This is a genomic window from Burkholderia sp. FW306-1C-G01B, from assembly GCF_058781685.1.
In genome coordinates, this window is the sequence record NZ_JBYSWZ010000022.1 from 81,131 (window position 1) to 99,845 (window position 18,715).

General features: G+C 68.7%; 15 protein-coding genes. 14 read left to right on the forward strand and 1 reads right to left on the reverse strand.

Annotated features, from left to right (window positions below):
* The first annotated feature begins 85 nt into the window (after nucleotides 1–85).
* The 3 genes from AC3WLY_RS32745 to AC3WLY_RS32755 are packed head-to-tail and all read left to right on the forward strand — an operon-like array spanning nucleotide 86 to nucleotide 5,919.
* Entirely contained in the window at nucleotides 86–1,291 is a 1,206-nt protein-coding gene (locus AC3WLY_RS32745) for a MexX/AxyX family multidrug efflux RND transporter periplasmic adaptor subunit (protein WP_175961470.1), read from the forward strand.
* A 15-nt stretch (nucleotides 1,292–1,306) separates the two neighbouring features.
* Nucleotides 1,307–4,444, forward strand: a complete 3,138-nt coding sequence (locus AC3WLY_RS32750; protein WP_492309075.1) for a multidrug efflux RND transporter permease subunit — start codon at nucleotides 1,307–1,309, stop codon at nucleotides 4,442–4,444.
* Nucleotides 4,444–5,919 (forward strand): efflux transporter outer membrane subunit, encoded by a 1,476-nt coding sequence (locus tag AC3WLY_RS32755; RefSeq protein ID WP_492309096.1) that lies wholly within the window; start codon nucleotides 4,444–4,446, stop codon nucleotides 5,917–5,919. Before AC3WLY_RS32750 ends, AC3WLY_RS32755 begins: the two co-directional genes overlap by 1 nt.
* Nucleotides 5,920–6,027: 108 nt before the next feature.
* Here AC3WLY_RS32755 and AC3WLY_RS32760 read toward each other — a convergent pair whose 3' ends face one another.
* Nucleotides 6,028–6,189 (reverse strand): hypothetical protein, encoded by a 162-nt coding sequence (locus AC3WLY_RS32760; RefSeq protein ID WP_175961468.1) that lies wholly within the window; start codon nucleotides 6,187–6,189, stop codon nucleotides 6,028–6,030.
* A 585-nt stretch (nucleotides 6,190–6,774) separates the two neighbouring features.
* Between AC3WLY_RS32760 and AC3WLY_RS32765 the strand changes: the two genes are divergently transcribed.
* The 11 genes from AC3WLY_RS32765 to AC3WLY_RS32815 all read left to right on the forward strand — a co-directional run bounded on the left by AC3WLY_RS32765 (nucleotide 6,775) and on the right by AC3WLY_RS32815 (nucleotide 18,616).
* The gene (locus AC3WLY_RS32765; RefSeq protein WP_034184132.1) at nucleotides 6,775–7,287 is read left to right on the forward strand and encodes a fimbrial protein; all 513 of its coding nucleotides are present in this window, start codon (nucleotides 6,775–6,777) and stop codon (nucleotides 7,285–7,287) included.
* Nucleotides 7,288–7,376: 89 nt separating this feature from the next.
* Nucleotides 7,377–9,863 carry a fimbria/pilus outer membrane usher protein gene (locus AC3WLY_RS32770; protein WP_492309074.1) on the forward strand — a complete coding sequence of 829 codons (2,487 nt, stop codon included), beginning with the start codon at nucleotides 7,377–7,379 and terminating at the stop codon, nucleotides 9,861–9,863.
* A 16-nt stretch (nucleotides 9,864–9,879) separates the two neighbouring features.
* Entirely contained in the window at nucleotides 9,880–10,626 is a 747-nt protein-coding gene (locus AC3WLY_RS32775; protein ID WP_492309073.1) for a fimbrial biogenesis chaperone, read from the forward strand.
* The gene (locus AC3WLY_RS32780; RefSeq protein WP_492309072.1) at nucleotides 10,623–11,645 is read left to right on the forward strand and encodes a fimbrial protein; all 1,023 of its coding nucleotides are present in this window, start codon (nucleotides 10,623–10,625) and stop codon (nucleotides 11,643–11,645) included. The genes AC3WLY_RS32775 and AC3WLY_RS32780 overlap by 4 nt, the downstream gene beginning before the upstream one ends.
* A 166-nt stretch (nucleotides 11,646–11,811) precedes the next feature.
* Nucleotides 11,812–12,480, forward strand: coding sequence for an RNA polymerase factor sigma-70 (locus AC3WLY_RS32785; protein ID WP_072441460.1), 669 nt, complete (start codon nucleotides 11,812–11,814; stop codon nucleotides 12,478–12,480).
* Nucleotides 12,481–12,568: 88 nt separating this feature from the next.
* Nucleotides 12,569–12,811, forward strand: a complete 243-nt coding sequence (locus AC3WLY_RS32790; RefSeq protein ID WP_492309071.1) for an MbtH family protein — start codon at nucleotides 12,569–12,571, stop codon at nucleotides 12,809–12,811.
* A gap of 44 nt (nucleotides 12,812–12,855) precedes the next feature.
* Nucleotides 12,856–13,875: a TauD/TfdA family dioxygenase gene (locus AC3WLY_RS32795; protein ID WP_072441457.1), complete on the forward strand. Its 1,020-nt coding sequence runs from the start codon at nucleotides 12,856–12,858 to the stop codon at nucleotides 13,873–13,875.
* A complete protein-coding gene (locus AC3WLY_RS32800) occupies nucleotides 13,865–14,713 on the forward strand; it encodes an ABC transporter ATP-binding protein (RefSeq protein ID WP_175961465.1) in 849 nt (282 codons plus the stop codon). Before AC3WLY_RS32795 ends, AC3WLY_RS32800 begins: the two co-directional genes overlap by 11 nt.
* Nucleotides 14,710–16,800, forward strand: coding sequence for a Fe(3+)-hydroxamate ABC transporter permease FhuB (fhuB, locus tag AC3WLY_RS32805; protein ID WP_492309070.1), 2,091 nt, complete (start codon nucleotides 14,710–14,712; stop codon nucleotides 16,798–16,800). The genes AC3WLY_RS32800 and fhuB overlap by 4 nt, the downstream gene beginning before the upstream one ends.
* Nucleotides 16,797–17,597: a siderophore-iron reductase FhuF gene (fhuF, locus tag AC3WLY_RS32810; RefSeq protein ID WP_072441448.1), complete on the forward strand. Its 801-nt coding sequence runs from the start codon at nucleotides 16,797–16,799 to the stop codon at nucleotides 17,595–17,597. The genes fhuB and fhuF overlap by 4 nt, the downstream gene beginning before the upstream one ends.
* A complete protein-coding gene (locus tag AC3WLY_RS32815; protein ID WP_492309069.1) occupies nucleotides 17,594–18,616 on the forward strand; it encodes an ABC transporter substrate-binding protein in 1,023 nt (340 codons plus the stop codon). Before fhuF ends, AC3WLY_RS32815 begins: the two co-directional genes overlap by 4 nt.
* The last annotated feature ends 99 nt before the right edge of the window (nucleotides 18,617–18,715 follow it).

Sequence of the window (18,715 nt, forward strand, 5' to 3'; positions counted from 1 at the left end):
GCGTTTATTTAATCAGTCGTGACTGATTATAATCGACCACCCTGAGCCGCCGCATTTTATCGGCGGCGAACGATCCGAGGTCACCATGAATAACAACAATTGCTTCCTGTCGCGCTGCCGCCGGCTGGCGCCGTTCGCGCTGGCGGCAGCGCTCGTCGTGGCCGGATGCGGCAAGGGCGGGCAGGACGCGGAGAAAGAGACCGCGAAGCAGGCGACCGTCGTCACGGTACGACCGACAGCCGTGCCGATGACCGTCGAATTGCCGGGCCGGCTCGACGCGTACCGGCAGGCGGAAGTGCGCGCGCGGGTCGCGGGCATCGTCACCGCGCGCACCTACGAGGAAGGCCAGGAAGTGAAGCAGGGCGCGGTGCTGTTCCGCATCGATCCCGCGCCGCTGAAGGCCGCGCGCGACGCCGCGCAGGGTGCGCTCGCGAAGGCGCAGGCCGCCGCGCTCGCGGCGAGCGACAAGCGCCGCCGTTACGACGATCTGGTGCGCGACCGCGCCGTCAGCGAGCGCGACCATACCGAGGCCGTTGCCGACGACACGCAGGCGAAAGCCGGGGTTGTATCCGCGAAGGCCGAGCTCGCGCGTGCGCAGTTGCAGCTCGACTATGCGACCGTCACCGCGCCGATCGCGGGCCGCGCACGGCGCGCGCTCGTGACCGAAGGCGCGCTCGTCGGCCAGGACCAGGCGACGCCGCTCACGACCGTCGAGCAGCTCGATCCGATCTACGTGAACTTCTCGCAGCCGGCCGCCGACGTCGACGCGCTGCGCCGCGCGGTGAAGAGCGGCCGCGCGACGGGCATTGCGCAGCACGACATCGCGGTGACGCTGTTGCGCGCCGACGGCAGCGCGTATCCGCTGAAAGGCAAGCTGCTGTTCAGCGATCTCGCGGTCGACCCGACCACCGACACCGTCGCGATGCGCGCGCTGTTCCCGAATCCGGAGCGCGAGCTGCTGCCGGGCGCGTATGTGCGGATCGCGCTCGACACGGCGGTCGACCAGCGGGCGATCCTCGTGCCGCGCGACGCGCTGCTGCGCACGACCGATCGCACGTCGGTGCGTGTCGTCGGCACGAACGGCAAGGTCAAGGACGTCGAGGTCGCGGCCGACCAGATGAGCGGCCATGACTGGCGCATCACGCGCGGCCTGACGGGCGGCGAGCGCGTGATCGTCGACAACGCCGCGCAGTTCGCGCCCGATACGGCCGTCAAGCCCGTCGAGAAGGCGCCGCCGTCGAAGGCGGCGCCGGCAGCGGCCGCGTCGCACGCGGCCGCCCGTCAAACCTGACCGGTTCAAACCACCATGGCACGTTTCTTCATCGATCGCCCCGTCTTCGCGTGGGTGATCGCAATCTTCATCATGCTGGGCGGCGCGTTCGCGATCCGCGCGCTGCCCGTTGCGCAATACCCGGACATCGCGCCGCCCGTCGTCAGCATCTATGCGACATACCCGGGTGCGTCCGCGCAGGTCGTCGAGGAATCGGTGACTGCGCTGATCGAGCGCGAAATGAACGGCGCGCCGGGGCTGATGTATACGTCCGCGACGAGCAGCGCCGGGATGGCGTCGCTGTACTTGACGTTCAAGCAGGGCGTGAACGCCGATCTCGCGGCCGTCGAAGTGCAGAACCGGCTGAAGACGGTCGAGGCGCGCTTGCCCGAGCCCGTGCGCCGCGACGGCATCCAGGTCGAGAAGGCCGCCGACAACATCCAGCTCGTCGTGTCGCTGACGTCGGACGACGGCCGGATGACCGACGTGCAGCTCGGCGAATATGCATCGGCGAACGTCGTGCAGGCGCTGCGCCGCGTCGCCGGCGTCGGCAAGGTGCAGTTCTGGGGCGCCGAATATGCGATGCGGATCTGGCCCGACCCGGTGAAGATGGCCGGGCACGGCCTCACCGCGTCGGACATCGCGTCGGCGGTGCGCGCGCACAACGCGCGCGTGACGATCGGGGACATCGGCCGCAGCGCGGTGCCGGCCAGCGCGCCGATCGCGGCGACCGTGTTCGCCGACGCGCCGCTGAAGACGCCGGCCGATTTCGGCGCGATCGCGCTGCGCACGCAGGCCGACGGCTCCGCGCTATACCTGCGCGACGTCGCGCGCGTCGAGTTCGGCGGCAACGACTACAACTATCCGTCCTACGTGAACGGCAAGGTCGCGACCGGGATGGGCATCAAGCTCGCGCCGGGCTCGAATGCGGTGTCGACCGAGAAGCGCGTGCGCGCGACGATGGACGAGCTGTCCGCGTACTTCCCGCCGGGCGTGAAGTACCAGATTCCGTACGAGACGTCGTCGTTCGTGCGCGTGTCGATGAACAAGGTCGTCACGACGCTGATCGAGGCCGGCGTGCTGGTGTTCCTCGTGATGTTCCTGTTCATGCAGAACCTGCGCGCGACGCTGATCCCGACGCTCGTCGTGCCGGTCGCGCTCGCGGGCACGTTCGGCGTGATGTATGCGGCGGGCTTCTCGATCAACGTGCTGACGATGTTCGGGATGGTGCTCGCGATCGGCATCCTGGTCGACGATGCGATCGTGGTGGTCGAGAACGTCGAGCGGCTGATGGTCGAGGAAGGGCTCGGCCCGTACGACGCGACCGTCAAGGCAATGAAGCAGATCAGCGGCGCGATCGTCGGGATCACCGTGGTGCTGACGTCGGTGTTCGTGCCGATGGCGTTCTTCGGCGGCGCGGTGGGCAACATCTACCGGCAGTTCGCGCTGTCGCTCGCGGTGTCGATCGGCTTCTCGGCATTCCTCGCGCTGTCGCTGACGCCCGCGCTGTGCGCGACGCTGCTCAAGCCCGTGTCCGGCGACCATCACGAGAAGCGCGGCTTCTTCGGCTGGTTCAACCGCTTCGTCGCGCGTGCGACGCAGCGCTACGCGACGCGTGTCGGCGCGATGCTGAAGAAGCCGTTGCGCTGGCTCGTCGTGTACGGCGCGCTGACCGCGGCCGCGGCGCTGATGCTCACGCAGCTGCCGACCGCGTTCCTGCCGGACGAGGACCAGGGCAACTTCATGGTGATGGTGATCCGGCCGCAGGGCACGCCGCTCGCGGAAACGATGCAGAGCGTGCGCGAGGTCGAGTCGACTATCCTCCACGACGAGCCGGCCGCGTATACGTTCGCGCTCGGCGGTTTCAACCTGTACGGCGAAGGGCCGAACGGCGGGATGATCTTCGTCACGCTGAAGAACTGGAAGGAGCGCAAGGCCGCGCGCGATCATGTGCAGGCAATCGTCGCGCGTATCAACGAGCGCTTCGCGGGCACGCCGAACACGACGGTGTTCGCGATGAATTCGCCGGCGCTGCCCGATCTCGGTTCGTCGAGCGGCTTCGACTTCCGGCTGCAGAACCGCGGCGGGCTCGACTACGCGACGTTCAGCGCCGCGCGCGAGCAGCTGCTCGCGGCGGGCGGCAAGGACCGCGCGCTCACCGACCTGATGTTCGCGGGCACGCAGGACGCGCCGCAACTGAAGCTCGACATCGATCGCGCGAAGGCGTCGGCGCTCGGCGTGTCGATGGACGAGATCAACACGACGCTCGCGGTGATGTTCGGCTCGGACTATATCGGCGACTTCATGCACGGCACGCAGGTGCGGCGCGTGGTCGTGCAGGCCGACGGGCTGCACCGGCTCGATCCGGACGACGTGAAGAAGCTGCGCGTGCGCAACGCGCGCGGCGAGATGGTGCCGCTCGCGGCGTTCACGACGCTGCACTGGACGATGGGGCCGCCGCAGCTCACGCGCTACAACGGCTATCCGTCGTTCACGATCAACGGCTCGGCCGCGGCAGGCCACAGCAGCGGCGAGGCGATGACCGCGATCGAGCGGATCGCCGCGAAGCTGCCGGCCGGCATCGGCTACGCGTGGTCGGGGCAGTCGTTCGAGGAGCGGCTGTCGGGCGCGCAGGCGCCGATGCTGTTCGCGTTGTCGGTGCTGGTCGTGTTCCTCGCGCTCGCGGCGCTCTACGAGAGCTGGTCGATCCCGTTCGCGGTGATGCTGGTCGTGCCGCTCGGCGTGATCGGCGCGGTGCTCGGCGTCACGCTGCGGATGATGCCGAACGACATTTATTTCAAGGTGGGGCTGATCGCGACGATCGGGCTGTCCGCGAAGAACGCGATCCTGATCGTCGAAGTCGCGAAGGATCTGGTCGCGCAGCGCATGTCGCTCGTCGACGCCGCGCTCGAGGCCGCGCGCCTGCGGCTGCGGCCGATCGTGATGACGTCGCTCGCGTTCGGCGTCGGCGTGCTGCCGCTCGCGTTCGCGACGGGCGCGGCATCCGGCGCGCAGATGGCGATCGGCACCGGCGTGCTCGGCGGCGTGATCACGGCGACCGTGCTCGCGGTGTTCCTCGTCCCGCTGTTTTTCGTGATCGTCGGCCGCCTGTTCGACGTCGGCCCGCGCCGGCGCGGCGGCACGCAGCCGGCGACGATGGAGGGATCCCGATGATGTTTGCGCTGAATGCACGCGCCGTGCTGCGGGTGCAGCTCGCGCTGGCCGCCACGCTCGCGCTCGCCGGCTGCTCGCTCGCGCCGCGCTACGAGCGGCCGGCGGCGCCGGTGCCGGCCACCTATGCGCCGGCCGACGGAAGCCGGGAGCCGGCTGCGGCGTCCGATGCGACACCGGCCGATGCCGCGCTGCTCGACGACTGGCATGCGTATTTCACCGATCCTGCGCTGCAGGCGTGGATCGACGCGGCGCTCGCGAACAACCGCGACCTGCGGATCGCGGCCGGCCGGCTCGAGGAGGCGCGTGCGCTGTACGGCGTGCAGCGTGCGGACCTGATGCCGTCGGTCGATGCGAATCTCGGCTATGAACGCGTGCGCCAGTACGACCCGGTCGTGCGCGAAAGCGCGATCAGCGGGCTGTATCGCGCGGGCGTCGGCGTCAGCGCGTACGAACTCGACCTGTTCGGCCGCGTGCGCAACCTGTCCGACGCGGCGCTCGCCGAATATTTCGCGACGGCCGACGCGCAGCGCACGGTCCGTATCGGCGTGATCGCCGAAGTGGCGGGGGCGTATGTGTCGGAGCGCTCGCTGTACGAGCAGCTCGCGCTGGCGCAGCGCACGCTCGACGCACGCGTGCGGATGGCCGCGCTCACGCAGCGCCGCTACGCGGCCGGCACGAGCGACGCGATCGAGCTGCGCTCGGCCGAGATGCTGGTGGCGTCCGCGCGTGCGTCGCAGGCCGCACTGCAGCGCGAGCATGCGCAGGCCGTGCGGGCGCTGCAGTTGCTCGCGGGCGATTTCGCGCGCAACGTGCCCGGCGACGCGACCGCGCTCGACACGTTGTCGATCGCGCCCGTGGCGCCCGGCGCACCGAGCGCGCTGCTCGAACGGCGGCCGGACATCCGGCAGGCCGAGGCGCGGCTCAAGGCCGCGAACGCGCAGATCGGCGCCGCACGCGCGGCGTTTTTCCCGCGCATCGCGCTGACGACCGACTACGGCTCGGTCAGCGACGCGTTCTCGAGCCTGTTCGCGGCTGGCACGAGCGTGTGGACGTTCGCGCCGCGCGTCACGCTGCCGATCTTCGCGGGCGGACGCAATCGCGCGAACCTCGATGTCGCGAACGCGCGCAAGCACATCGCGGTCGCCGAATACGAGAAGACCGTGCAGACCGCGTTCCGCGAAGTGGCCGACGCGTTCGCCGCGCGCGACTGGATCGATCGCCAGTTGGCTGCGCAGCAGGACGTCTACACGGCGGACGGTGCGCGGCTGAAGCTCGCGGAGCGCCGTTATGCGGGCGGCGTCGCGACGTATCTCGAACTGCTCGACGCGCAGCGCAGCACGTACGAGTCGGGGCAGGAACTGATCCGGCTCAAGCAGCTCAGGCTCGCGAATGCGATCGCGCTGTATCGCGCGCTCGGCGGCGGCTGGGCGCCCGCATCGGCATCGGCGTCGGCGGAGGTCGCGGCTTCCGCATGATGTGCGTTGCCTGACGCCGCAGCGCGTCGGGCAACGAGACGGCGGCCGCACGATTCGACGTGCGGTCGTCGTCTCGATCGACATCGTTGCCCGTTGCATCGCCGATCGCTATCGGCGTTGGCTTCCGCTGCCGGGCAAGTCATCCAGGCCGTTTTTCATCCCGTGGCAGTGCGGAAGGGCATCTTCCGGAACGGCCCGCATCCGGCGGCTGATCGCGTCGCCACCCGGCGCAAACGTGCGCCGCGCATCTTCCTTTTTCATCTCGTCCATTCGGACCCGCACATCGCGTGCCGACGGCCGCGCAAATGCCTGATTCTCGATCGGTAATTGACGATCGGATTAATTCGTGTATTGGAATTAATGAGAGCGGCAAAATGTCGCGGTAAAACGTTTGTATTAGTCTCGCAATCGTTTGCGCAATAAATCAGGGTTGGTGAGAGTCGGGGTTAATTTCCTGTCAGTTGAAAATGATTTGATATGGGTGTTGCCGTCCGGCAACGATGGCGGCATTGGACAATGTTTTGTCTTTTTCGGATTGAGTCCGGCGTGAGCCCTTGCCAGCAAGGATAAGGGGGATTATTGGGGTTATCGAGGAAAAATATCGTTAATCTTCAATCGGTTCCGTGGAGCAAAAAAGAACTTCGAGATAAATCGGATAGATTGAAGGTTTGTCGGGAGGGAGTGGAATTTGGCGAGTGTAAATCGAACATTGTCAGAGGCATTTGACAATGATTTACAAAAAACTTTCACGGTTATCTCGATAATGCCGCCTCGTGACGGACGGGAGCCAACCACACGCTGCCTTTTGTATCCGCCACGTCGTCCATTCCCTTTGCAATTCTCACGGAAAACGTCATGAAAAAATCCCTCCTGACCGCTGTCGCACTCGCGGCCCTGTCGACCTCGGCCTTCGCAGCGGGCACCGGCACGATCAACTTCACGGGCGAGATCGTCGCGGGCGCATGCGGCATCGATTCGGGCTCGGTCAACCAGACCGTGAACCTCGGCAAGGTGCCGACCAACGTGTTCAAGCAGGCTGGCGACAAGTCCACGCCGACCAACTTCGACATCAAGCTGACCGACTGCGACACGAGCATCGCGCAGAACGCGTACTTCACGTTCACGGGCACGTCGAGCGCTGGCCAGCCGAAGCTGCTCGCCACGATCGGTTCGGCAACCAACGTCGGCATCCGCCTGCAGGCCGCGTCGGGCGAATACCTCGACAACGGCGCCGAGCAGAAGGCCCCGACCGTGCTGCAAAACGGCACGAACATCGCACGCTTCGCAGCGATGTACGAAGCGACGGCAGCCGGCGTGACGCCGGGTACCGCCGACGGCGTCGCGAACTTCACGGTCCGCTACCAGTAAGCGTCCGTATCGGAGGAGGGGTGCGTGCATCCCTTCCTCCTTCTTCTTTCCTTCCTGTTTCCTTCTCCTCGGACTTCCGGTAGCGCCGCGTGCGAATCAGACATTCCTTCCTTTGCGTCTGCGTGCTGGTCGTCGGCAGCCAGAGCCATGCGACGGAATTCAATGCGTCGTTTCTCGACATCGACGGAACGAGCAATGTCGACCTGTCGCAGTTCTCGCAGGCCGACTTCACGCTGCCGGGCGAGTACATGCTCGATGTGCAGGTCAACGACCTGTTCTACGGGCTGCAGGCGATCGAGTTCGTCGCCGTCGACGCGTCCGGGGCGGGCAAGCCGTGCCTGCGGCCGGAGCTCGTCGCGCAGTTCGGGCTGAAGCCGTCGCTCGCGAAGGACCTGCCGCGCTTCCAGGGCGGACGTTGCGTCGACCTCGGCGCGATCGAGGGGGCGACCGTGCGTTACCTGAAGAGCGACGGGCGGCTCAAGATCACGATTCCGCAGGCCGCGCTCGAATTCACCGATTCGACCTACCTGCCGCCGGAGCGCTGGTCCGAAGGGATTCCCGGCGCGATGCTCGACTATCGCGTGATCGCGAACACGAACCGCAACTTCGGTGCGGGCGGCGGGCAGACGAATTCGATCCAGGCCTACGGGACGATCGGCGCGAACTGGGATGCATGGCGCTTTCGCGGCGACTACCAGGCGCAGTCGAACGTGGGCAACACGGCGTACGCGGACCGCACGTTCCGCTTCAGCCGGCTTTACGCGTTTCGCGCGCTGCCGTCGATCCAGTCGACGGTGACGTTCGGCGACGACTACCTGAGCTCCGACATTTTCGACACGTTCGCGCTGACGGGCGCGTCGATCCGCAGCGACGACCGCATGCTGCCGCCTTCGCTGCGCGGTTATGCGCCGCTGATCGCGGGCGTCGCGCGCACCAACGCGACCGTGACCGTGTCGCAGGCTGGCCGCGTGCTGTACGTGACGCGCGTGTCGCCGGGCGCATTCGCGCTGCAGAACATCAACACGAGCGTGCAGGGCACGCTCGACGTCGCGGTCGAGGAAGAGGACGGCAGCGTGCAGCGCTTCCAGGTGACGACGGCCGCCGTGCCGTTTCTCGCGCGCACCGGGCAGTTGCGCTATAAGGCCGCCGTCGGCAAGCCGCGCCTGTTCGGCGGCGCCGGCATCACGCCGTTCTTCGGCTTCGGCGAAATCGCATACGGCCTGCCGTTCGACGTCACGGTGTACGGCGGCTTCATCGCCGCATCGGGCTATACGTCGATCGCGCTCGGCGTCGGCCGCGATTTCGGCGCGTTCGGCGCGGTGTCGGCCGACGTCACGCATGCGCGGGCGCGCCTGTGGTGGAACGGCGCGACGCGCAACGGCAACTCGTACCGCGTCAACTATTCGAAGCACTTCGACGGGCTCGACGCCGACGTGCGCTTCTTCGGCTACCGCTTCTCCGAACGGGACTACACGAACTTCGCGCAGTTCACGGGCGACCCGACCGCGTACGGCCTCGCGAACAGCAAGCAGCGCTACTCGGCGACGATGTCGAAGCGCTTCGGCGACACGTCGACCTATTTCTCGTACGACCAGACGACCTACTGGGCGCGCTCGTCCGAGCAGCGCGTCGGCCTCACGTTGACGCGTGCGTTCTCGGTCGGCGCGCTGCGCAACCTGAACGTCAGCGTGTCGGCATTTCGCACGCAGAGCGCGGGCGCGAGCGGCAACCAGTTTTCGATCACCGCGACGCTGCCGATCGGCGGCCGCCACACCGTCACGTCGAACCTGACGACAGGCAGCGGCAGCACGAGCGTGAACGCGGGCTACATCTACGACGATCCGGATGGCCGCACCTACCAGGTCAACGCGGGCGCGACCGACGGCCGCGCATCGGCGAACGCGAGCTTCCGCCAGCGCGCGTCGGCGTACCAGCTCACGGCGCAGGCGTCGACGCTCGCCAATGCGTATGCGGCGGCGTCGCTCGAGGTCGACGGTTCGTTCGTCGCGACGCAGTACGGCGTGTCCGCGCACGCGAACGGCAACGCGGGCGATACGCGGCTGCTGGTGTCGACCGACGGCGTGCCCGACGTGCCGCTGTCCGGCACGCTCACGCATACCGATTCGCGCGGCTATGCGGTGCTCGACGGCATCTCGCCGTACAACGTGTACGACGCGACCGTCAACGTCGAGAAGCTGCCGCTCGAAGTGCAGGTGACGAACCCGATCCAGCGGATGGTGCTGACCGACGGCGCGATCGGCTTCGTGAAGTTCTCCGCCGCGCGCGGCAGCAACCTGTACCTGACGCTGACCGACCCGGCCGGCAAGCCGCTGCCGTTCGGTGCATCGGTGCAGGACGCGGCGAACGGCAAGGAGCTCGGCATCGTCGGCGAGGGCGGTGCGGCGTTCCTGACGCAGGTTCAGCCGAAGTCGTCGCTCGCGGTGCGCGCGGGCGAACGCACGCTCTGCACGGTCGATGCGCTGCCGAACCAGCTCCAACTCGAAGGCACGCCGATCCCGGTGACGTGCCAGACGCCCGGCGAGTCGCACGCAGCGGCCGCACGGGTCGAACGATGAATCCACGGATCCTGCGATGAAAAACTCTCTTTCCCTTTCCTTCCCGCGCCGCGCGTCGTGCGCGCTCGCGACCGCCGGCGTGCTGCTCGCGGGCGCCGCGCATGCGGCGATCGTGCCGGACCGCACGCGCGTGATCTTCAACGAAGGCGAGCAGGCCGCGATCGTCACGATCACGAACAAGAGCACGGCGTATCCGTATCTCGTGCAGTCGTGGCTCGAGGACGCGAAGGGCAACAAGATCACGTCGCCGCTGATGGTCGTGCCGCCGCTGCAGCGCGTCGAAGCGAACGAGCGCAACGTGCTGCGGATCGCGAAGCTGCCGGGCGCCGAACTGCCGGCCGATCGCGAATCGGTGTTCTACCTGAACATCCGCGAAGTGCCGCCGAAGACCGATACGCCGAACACGCTGCAGATCGCGCTGCATACGCAGATGAAGCTGTTCTACCGGCCGAAGGCCGTGCAGCCCGCGCGCGACGAGGATTGGACGCTGCCGATGACGCTGCGCGTGGATGCGGCCGCGCACAAGCTGGTGTTCGACAACCCGACGCCGTATCACGTGACGGTGGTCGACGTGAGCTCGGGCGCGCAGAAGACGCCGGTGCCGATCGAGCCGGTGATGGTGAGCCCGATGAGCACGGCCGACGTGCCGTTCAAGGCCGCGACGCCGTCGACGCTGTTCGTCACGCATATCGACGATTACGGCGGCCAGGTGGCGGTCGAGTATGCGTGCGAGGCGGGGGCCTGCAAGAGCGTGAAGAAATGAACGGGGGAATGCGTGATCGGGAATCGCCGGCGGCATGGTTGCGCTGGGTCGTACTCGTGCTGCTGGTCGCGGCCGTGCAGCCTGCGTGGGCACTGCGCTGCCTGACCAACAGCGGCGCGACTTCGTTGACCGAGCCGATCGGCGGTGTTGCGTCGTATCCGACCGACGCGCCGGACGGCTACGTGATCTGGGTGTCGCCGGTGCGCACGACGTCGGGGTACTGCTACAAGGACCTGGGTGACGACGGCAGCCTGAAGGTCGTCGACAACATTTATTTCTACGCGAATCCGAATCGCACGAACCCTGCCGCATGGGGGCTCGAGATCGGCATCCGCTACAAGGGCGTCGACTATTTCGACAAGACCAGCAATCGCGGCGGCGGGGTGTTTACCGGATATTCGGTGCCGCCGTGCAGCAGGTACGACTTCGACCGCGGGCGTTGCCAGCAGACGCGCATCAGCATCGACTATCAGGTCGTCGTGCGCAAGAAGGGCAACTGGGTCCAGCCGCCGAGCGATATCTATACGGTGTTCCAGTTCGACGGCGAGTTCGGGCTGAATGCATTCGGCACGAGTTTCCAGTACCGCCTGAGCGGCCTGCGCAACCTCAAGCCGACGCCGTGCTTCGTCGACGTGCTCGTGACGCCCGAACCGGGCATCGTCAATTTCGGACAGGTGCAGGCGGTCGGCAACGGCTTCCTGCCTGCGGTGCCGCGCAAGCGATTCTCGTTGTCGCTGACCAAGAAATGCAACGTCGCGGTGCGCGTCGACGGGTACTTCGAAACGAGCTATCCGGTTCGGAACGGTTTGCTGGTACCGGCGAAGGACAGCAATTTCGGCATCGGCATCGAAGACAGCCAGGGCAAGGCGATTCCGTTCAACGAACAGTTCACGCTGACGCAGTTTCCGTCCAACGTGATGAATCAGAGCGTGCTGATGGACGCGGTGCTGAAGTCGTTCGGGCCGCCGAAGATCGGGCGATTCGATGCGACGGCGACGATCCGGTTGTTTATCTATTGACGCATGCATGCGCGGCCGGCATCGCACGATCGCTTTCGCTCGAACAACGATTCCGTCAATTGTTCAGACAAATCCTGACAACCGGAAGGGATATCCGGTAATGGGATTGAGAATGATTTGCGTTTACGTTAAATTGCGCTATCTCAGAATTTGACGGAGCAGATCGATGGCGATGGCGGAAGTGCTCGACCGACCCGCGGCGGCAACGGCGAACCCGTTCCTCGGCAGTTATCCGGACCTGCCGTCGCGCGCCGCGCCGCGTGCGCGCCGTGCCGCGGCGCCCCGCGCGCAGGGCGCGCTGCTCGACGTGCTGATTTCGCATCGCGCGATGCTCGTCAATGTCGCGCGCGGCTTCGTCGGCTGCGCGAGCCGTGCCGAGGACGTCGTGCACGACGTATTCGTGAAGCTCGTCGAATTCCCGAACCAGGACGCGGTGCGTCAGCCGGTCGCGTACGTGACGCGGATGGTGCGCAATGCGTCGATCGACGCGTGCCGCCGGCAGAGCCTCGAAAATGTCTATCACACGGAAGAGGACGACGGCTTCGACGTGCCGTCGCCCGAGCCGACGCCCGAAGCCGCGCTGATGACGCGCGATACGCTGCGGCGCGTATGGGCCGCGCTCGACGACCTGCCGGCGCGCAGCCGCGCGGCCTTCGAGATGGTGCGGCTGCGCGAGGAGACGCTGCAGACCGCGGCGCGCGCGCTGAACGTATCGCAGACGCTCGTGCATTTCATGGTGCGCGACGCGGAGCGCCACTGCGCGGAATGCCTCGACGCGTGCCATCGCGGCGTCGCGTGCCCGGTGTTCCTGGGCGGCCGCGCGCGGCGGCGGTAAAAAAACGCGCCGGCCAATCGTCTATCAGACAGGAGCGGCGCAATCCGCCGCTTCGCATCCTTCAACCGTCTCTCGCTTTTTTCCGATCATGACGCAAGCCACGACGCCTTCCGCCGACGCCGACGATCTCGTCTACACGGTCGTCATCAACGACGAAGAACAGTATTCGATCTGGCCGACGTTCCGGCCCGTGCCGGCCGGCTGGCGCGAGGTCGGCGTGAGCGGCCCGAAGGCCGACTGTCTCGCGCACATCGAGACCGTCTGGACCGACATGCGCCCCGCGAGCCTGCGCCGCGCAATGGACGGCGAGCGCGCGACGCGCGCATCGTGACCCGCAGCGCCGCGACCCGGCGCGCCACCTGAAGAGGACGTTGCATGACCCTGCTTTCGTTGCCGACGCTCGACGACCTGCGTATCGAGCCGGGGCTGCCCACCGTCGTGTCGCCGCGCGGCAGCGACGGCATGTCGATCGACGAAGTCGCGCCGCTGGCGCGCGAGATCGCCGCCGACACGCTCGAACGGGCGGGCGGCGTGCTGTTCACGGGCTTTCACGTGCCGTCGATCGATGCGTTCCAGCAGTTCGCGGCATCGTTCGGCGATCCGCTGATCGGCTATGAATACGCGTCGACGCCGCGCAGCCAGGTCGAAGGCGCGGTCTACACGTCGACCGAATACCCGCCGCACCGCGCGATTCCGCTGCACAACGAGCAGTCGTATACGCGCGAATGGCCGCTGCGGATCTGGTTCCACTGCGCGCTCGCGGCGCCGAAGGGCGGTGCGACGCCGATCGCGGACAGCCGCGCCGTGTATCGCGCGCTCGATCCGGCGCTGATCGCGCGTTTCGAGCGGCGCGAGCTGCTGTACGTGCGCAATTTCGGGCAGGGGCTCGACCTGCCGTGGCAGCAGTCGTTCGGCACCGACGAGCCGGCCGAGGTCGAGCGGATGTGCGCGGCGCGCGGCATCGAATGCGCATGGCGCACCGACGACGACGGCGAACTGCTGCTGCGCACGCGCGAACGCTGCCAGGCCGTCGCGCGCCATCCGCGCACCGGCGACCGCGTGTGGTTCAACCAGGCGAACCTGTTTCATCTGTCCGCGCTCGACGACGACATGCAGGAAGCGCTCGTCGATGCGGTCGGGCTCGAGAACGTGCCGCGCAACGTGTACTACGGCGACGGCGAGCCGCTCGAGGCCGATGCGCTCGCGCAGATCCGCGGCGTGCTCGACCAGCAGCGCATCGTGTTCCCGTGGCGCACGGGCGACGTGCTGATGCTCGACAACATGTTGACCGCGCATGCGCGCGACCCGTTCGAGGGGCCGCGCAAGGTCGTCGTCGCGATGGCGCAGAGTTACACGGTCCCGCGCGCGACCGAACGGAGGACCGATGACGCGTAGTACCGCCGCGCTTGCCGCGCGCGGATTGACGGTGGGTTATCGCGACCATGTCGTGATCGACGGGCTGGACCTGTCGATCGCGGCCGGCCGCGTGACCGCGCTGTGCGGGCCGAACGGCTGCGGCAAGAGCACGCTGCTGCGCACGCTCGCGGGCCTGCAGCCCGCACGTGCCGGCCATGTCGAAGTGAACGGCAAGCCGCTCGCGTCGTTTCGCCGTCGCGCGCTCGCGCGCGAGCTGACGATGCTCGCGCAGTTCAACCAGATTCCGTCGGGCCTCACGGTGCGCGAACTCGTCGCGTACGGGCGTTATGCGTACGGCGGCTTCCTGCGCGGCCTGTCGCGCGCCGACCATGCAGCGATCGACGAGGCGCTCGAGACCAGCGGCCTTGCGGACGATGCGGGCCGCGACGTCGGCGCGCTGTCGGGCGGCGAACGCCAGCGCGCGTGGATCGCGATGGCGCTCGCGCAGCAGGCGCCGATCGTGCTGCTCGACGAGCCGACCACCTATCTCGACATCCATCACCAGCTCGACATCCTCGATGCGCTGCGCGCGCTGAACCGCGCGCGCGGGCTGACGATCGTGTGGGTGCTGCACGACCTGAACCAGGCGGCCGCGTACAGCGACGAGATCGTGCTGATGCGCGCGGGCCGCCTCGTCGCGCAGGGCTCGCCCGACGCGATGCTCGATCCGGCGCGGCTGCGCGCGGCGTTCGGCGTCGAGATGCTGAAGCTCGCGCATCCGCAGACGGGCGCGCCGATGTGCGTGCCGGCCTACGGGCCGTCGAGCGTCGGTACGCCGCAGGCGGCCGGCGTCTTCGATCGGGATCTCGCCGTATGACGACGTTCGCGATGCGCAAGCGCCTCGCGGCGACGGGGAAGGGGGCGGCCACCGGCCGGGCCGGCACGATTGCGATCGGCCTCGTCGCGCTGATCGCGATACTCGCGGCGCTGCGCGTCGCACCCGATTTACGCGTGTGGTGGGCGGCGGCGCCCGGCAGCGACGCCGCCGCGCTCGCGCACGTGTTCCTGTTCGACCTCAACCTGCCGCGTGTCGCGGCCGCGCTCGTCGCGGGCGGCTGCCTCGGCATCGCGGGTGCGCTGTTCCAGTCGCTCACGCGCAATCCGCTCGCGTCGCCCGACCTGCTCGGCGTGACGGGCGGCGCGCAGCTCGGCCTGCTCGCGGCGATGCTCGTGCCGGCACTGGCGGGCGTCGCATCGGTGCCGCTGCTGTTCGGGTGCGGGCTGGCCGCCGCTGCAGTCGCGATCGTCGCGGCCGGCGGCTGGCGCGCGACGCCGTTGCGGCTCGTGCTCGCGGGCAGCGTGTGCATGCTGCTGTTCGCGGCGCTGTCGACGCTCGTGCTCGCGTTCTTCGAGCAGAACATCGCGGGCGCCGCGCTGTGGACCAACGGCAGCCTGTACCAGCCGGGCGCGACAGGCCTCGCGCTCGCCGCGCGCTGGCTCGTCGTGCCGCTGGTCGCGCTGCCGTTCGTGATCCGGCCGCTGAACCCGCTCACGCTCGGCGACGACGCGGCGGCCGCGGCCGGCGTGCGCGTCGATGCGACGCGGCTCGCCGCGACGCTCGTCGCGGTCGCGTTCACGAGCGTGGCCGTCAGCATCGCGGGCCCGCTGTCGTATGTCGGCCTCGTCGCGCCGAACCTGCTGCGCCAGGTGCGCGGTGCGCGCGCGGCGCGGCTCGGCGCGCTGGTGCCGCTGTCGGCGCTCGCCGGCGGCGCGCTCGTGCTCGTCACCGACAGCGCGGTGCTCGCGTCGGGACTCGACGCGACGCTGTCGACCGGCGTCGCGATCGCGCTGGTCGGCACGCCGCTGATGCTCGCGATGATCCGGCGCGGCGCCGCGTGGTCGGGCGTGCTGCACGCGGACGCGGAACGTGCGGCGGGCGGCGGCTCGACTCGGCTCGTCGGCTGGCTCGAACGGCTCGGCTGGCCGCTGCGCACGGCGCTGTTCGTCGTGGTCGGCGCGCTGGTGGTGTCGGTCGGCGTGTCGGCCGGCCCCGAGTGGCTGTCGCCCGCGCGCTGGTCCGCCGCGCTGTCCGGCCAGGATGCGCTCGCGCGAATGCTGATCGGCCTGCGCATGCCGCGCCTGCTGTGCGCACTGCTCGCGGGCGCGCTGCTGGCCGTGAGCGGCGTCGCGATGCAGAGCGTCGTGCGCAATCCGCTCGCGGGCCCCGAAGTGCTCGGCGTCACGCAGGGCGCGGGGCTCGTCACGTTGTTCGCATTGTCGACGTGGCCGTTGATGGGTCACGTGACGCTCGCGGCGGCCACGCTGATTGGCGGCGGACTGTCGCTCGCGATCACGCTCGCGCTGAATCACCGGCATCGTTATGCGCCGCTCGCGGTTGCGTTGACCGGTATCGTGATCGGCGCGCTATGGACGACGCTCGCGCAATGGCTGATCACGCAGCAAAGCGTGCAGCCCGCGCGCTTCGTCGTGTGGCTCGTCGGCGGTACCTATGGCCGCAGCTGGGGCGAGGTGTCGATGCTGCTGCCGTGGTGCGTGCTTGCGGTGCCCGTGTTCGCTTGGCTCGCGCGACCGCTCGACATGCTCGCGCTCGGCGACGACCAGGCGGCCGCGCTCGGCCTGCCGGTGGCCGCGCTGCGGCCGCTCGCGCTGACGATCGCGACGCTCGCCGCGTGCGCGGCCGTTGCGGCGGTCGGGCCGGTCGGTTTCATCGGGTTGATGGCGCCGCACGTCGCGACGATGCTCGGCGCGCGCCGGCATCGCACGCGGCTGTGGCTCGCGGCCGCGTGCGGCGCGCTGATCCTCGGCGTCGCGGATCTAGCGGCGCGCACGGTCGTCGCGCCGCGCGAAGTGCCGGCCGGCGTGCTGACCGCGCTGATCGGCGCGCCGTACCTGCTCGGGCTGCTGATCCTCGAGGGGCGCCGCGCCCGGCGCGCCGGGCGATGACGCCGTCGTTCGACGGCGCGCGGGCCACGCGCTTCTCGGCGTTCGCGCCCGAACCGTTCGCCGAACATCTCGACGTCGTCTGGCTCGGCATGCCCGACGACGCACACGCACCGGGCCGCATCGTCGTGCCCGTCAGCGCGTTGCCCTCGCATCGCGAGGCCGTGCTCGACGCGATGGTCCGTCACTACGGCGGCGATCCGGCACGGCATGCGCGCGCGCTGATCTCGCAATGGAGCAAATACTATTTCGGCCGTGCGGCGCCGGCCGGCGTCGTCGCCGCGCTGACGCTCGGCCGGCCGCTCGACATGGCGCCCGAACGCACGTTCGTCGCGCTCGACGACGGGATGCCCGCCGCGCTGTATTTCGCGGCGGACGCGCTCGGCGCGCCGTGCGACGATCCCGCGCCGCGCTATGCGGGGCTCGTCGAGCATCTCGGCGCGGTGATCGACCTGCTCGCGGCGATGGGCCGCGTCACGCCGCGCGTGCTGTGGAGCAACGCGGGCAATCTGCTCGACTATCTGCTCGACACCTGCCGTTCGCTGCCTTGCGCGGCCGATCCCGTGCGCGACGCGGGCTGGCTGTTCGGCTCGACGTGCTTCGCTTGCGAACCGAATCCGCTGCGCATGCCCGTGCGCGACGCCGTGCCGCGCTCGCCGCTGCTGCCGACGCCGTTTCGCGCGCGCCGCGTGTGCTGCCTGCGCTACGAAATTCCTGGAGAAACGCAACTGTGTGGAAGCTGCCCCCTGCTATTGACGATGGACGACGCGGCGCTGGCCGGGCAGGACGCGATCCGGTGACGCATGCCGGCCGCCGGCACGCGTTGGGCGCACTCGCCGCGCTCGGTGCTGCGTGCTGCGGCGTGTTTTCCGCGTCGGCCGGTGCGGTTGCCGTTGCCGGCGGCGGACCCGGCACGCCGGGCGCCGTGTCGCTGGCCGGCAACCCGGTCGTGTCGCAGGCGAGCGCGAAGATGCCCGTGCGGCCGCAGCGCGTGGTCGCGCTCGACTTCATGTTCGCGGAAAGCGTGGTCGCGCTCGACCTCGTGCCGGTCGGGATGGCCGATACCGCGTTCTATCCGGGCTGGCTCGGCTACCAGAGCGACCGGCTCGCGCACGTGACCGACATCGGCTCGCGGCAGGAGCCGGGGCTCGAGGCGATCGCGGCGGTCAAGCCCGACCTGATCATCGGCGTCGGCTTCCGGCATGCGCCGATCTTCGACGCGCTCGACCGGATCGCGCCGACGATCCTGTTCCAGTTCAGCCCGAATGTTTCCGACGGCGGCGTGCCCGTCACGCAGCTCGACTGGATGCGGCAGATCTTCCGGACGATCGGTGCGGTGATGGGGCGCGACGCGCGCGCGCAGGCGGTCGATGCGCAACTCGATGCGGGGATCGCGCGCAATGCGGCGCGGCTCGCGGCTGCGGGCCGCAAGGGCGAACGCATCGCGCTGCTGCAGGATCTCGGCTTGCCCGACCGTTACTGGGCCTATACGGGCAACAGCACGTCGGCGGGTCTCGCGCGTGCGCTCGGGCTCGATCCGTGGCCGAAGAAACCGACGCGGGAAGGCACGCTGTACGTGACGTCGGCCGACCTGCTCACGCAGCGCGACCTGGCCGTGCTGTTCGTGACCGCGTCGGGGATGGACGTGCCGCTGTCGGCGAAACTCGATTCGCCGGTGTGGCGCTTCGTGCCCGCGCTGCGCGACCGCCGGATCGCGCTCATCGAACGCAATATCTGGGGGTTCGGCGGGCCGATGTCGGCGCTGAAGCTGGCCGACGTGATGACCGATACGATGTTGAAACTGCCGGCCGCGCGTTGAGCGCGCGGCGGTTTGTCGGCGGATAACGCCGCTTTGACGGACGTGGCGCTGTCATCGGCATGAGGGTGGATAGTCTCGGCTTTCCCTTTCCGCCATGCG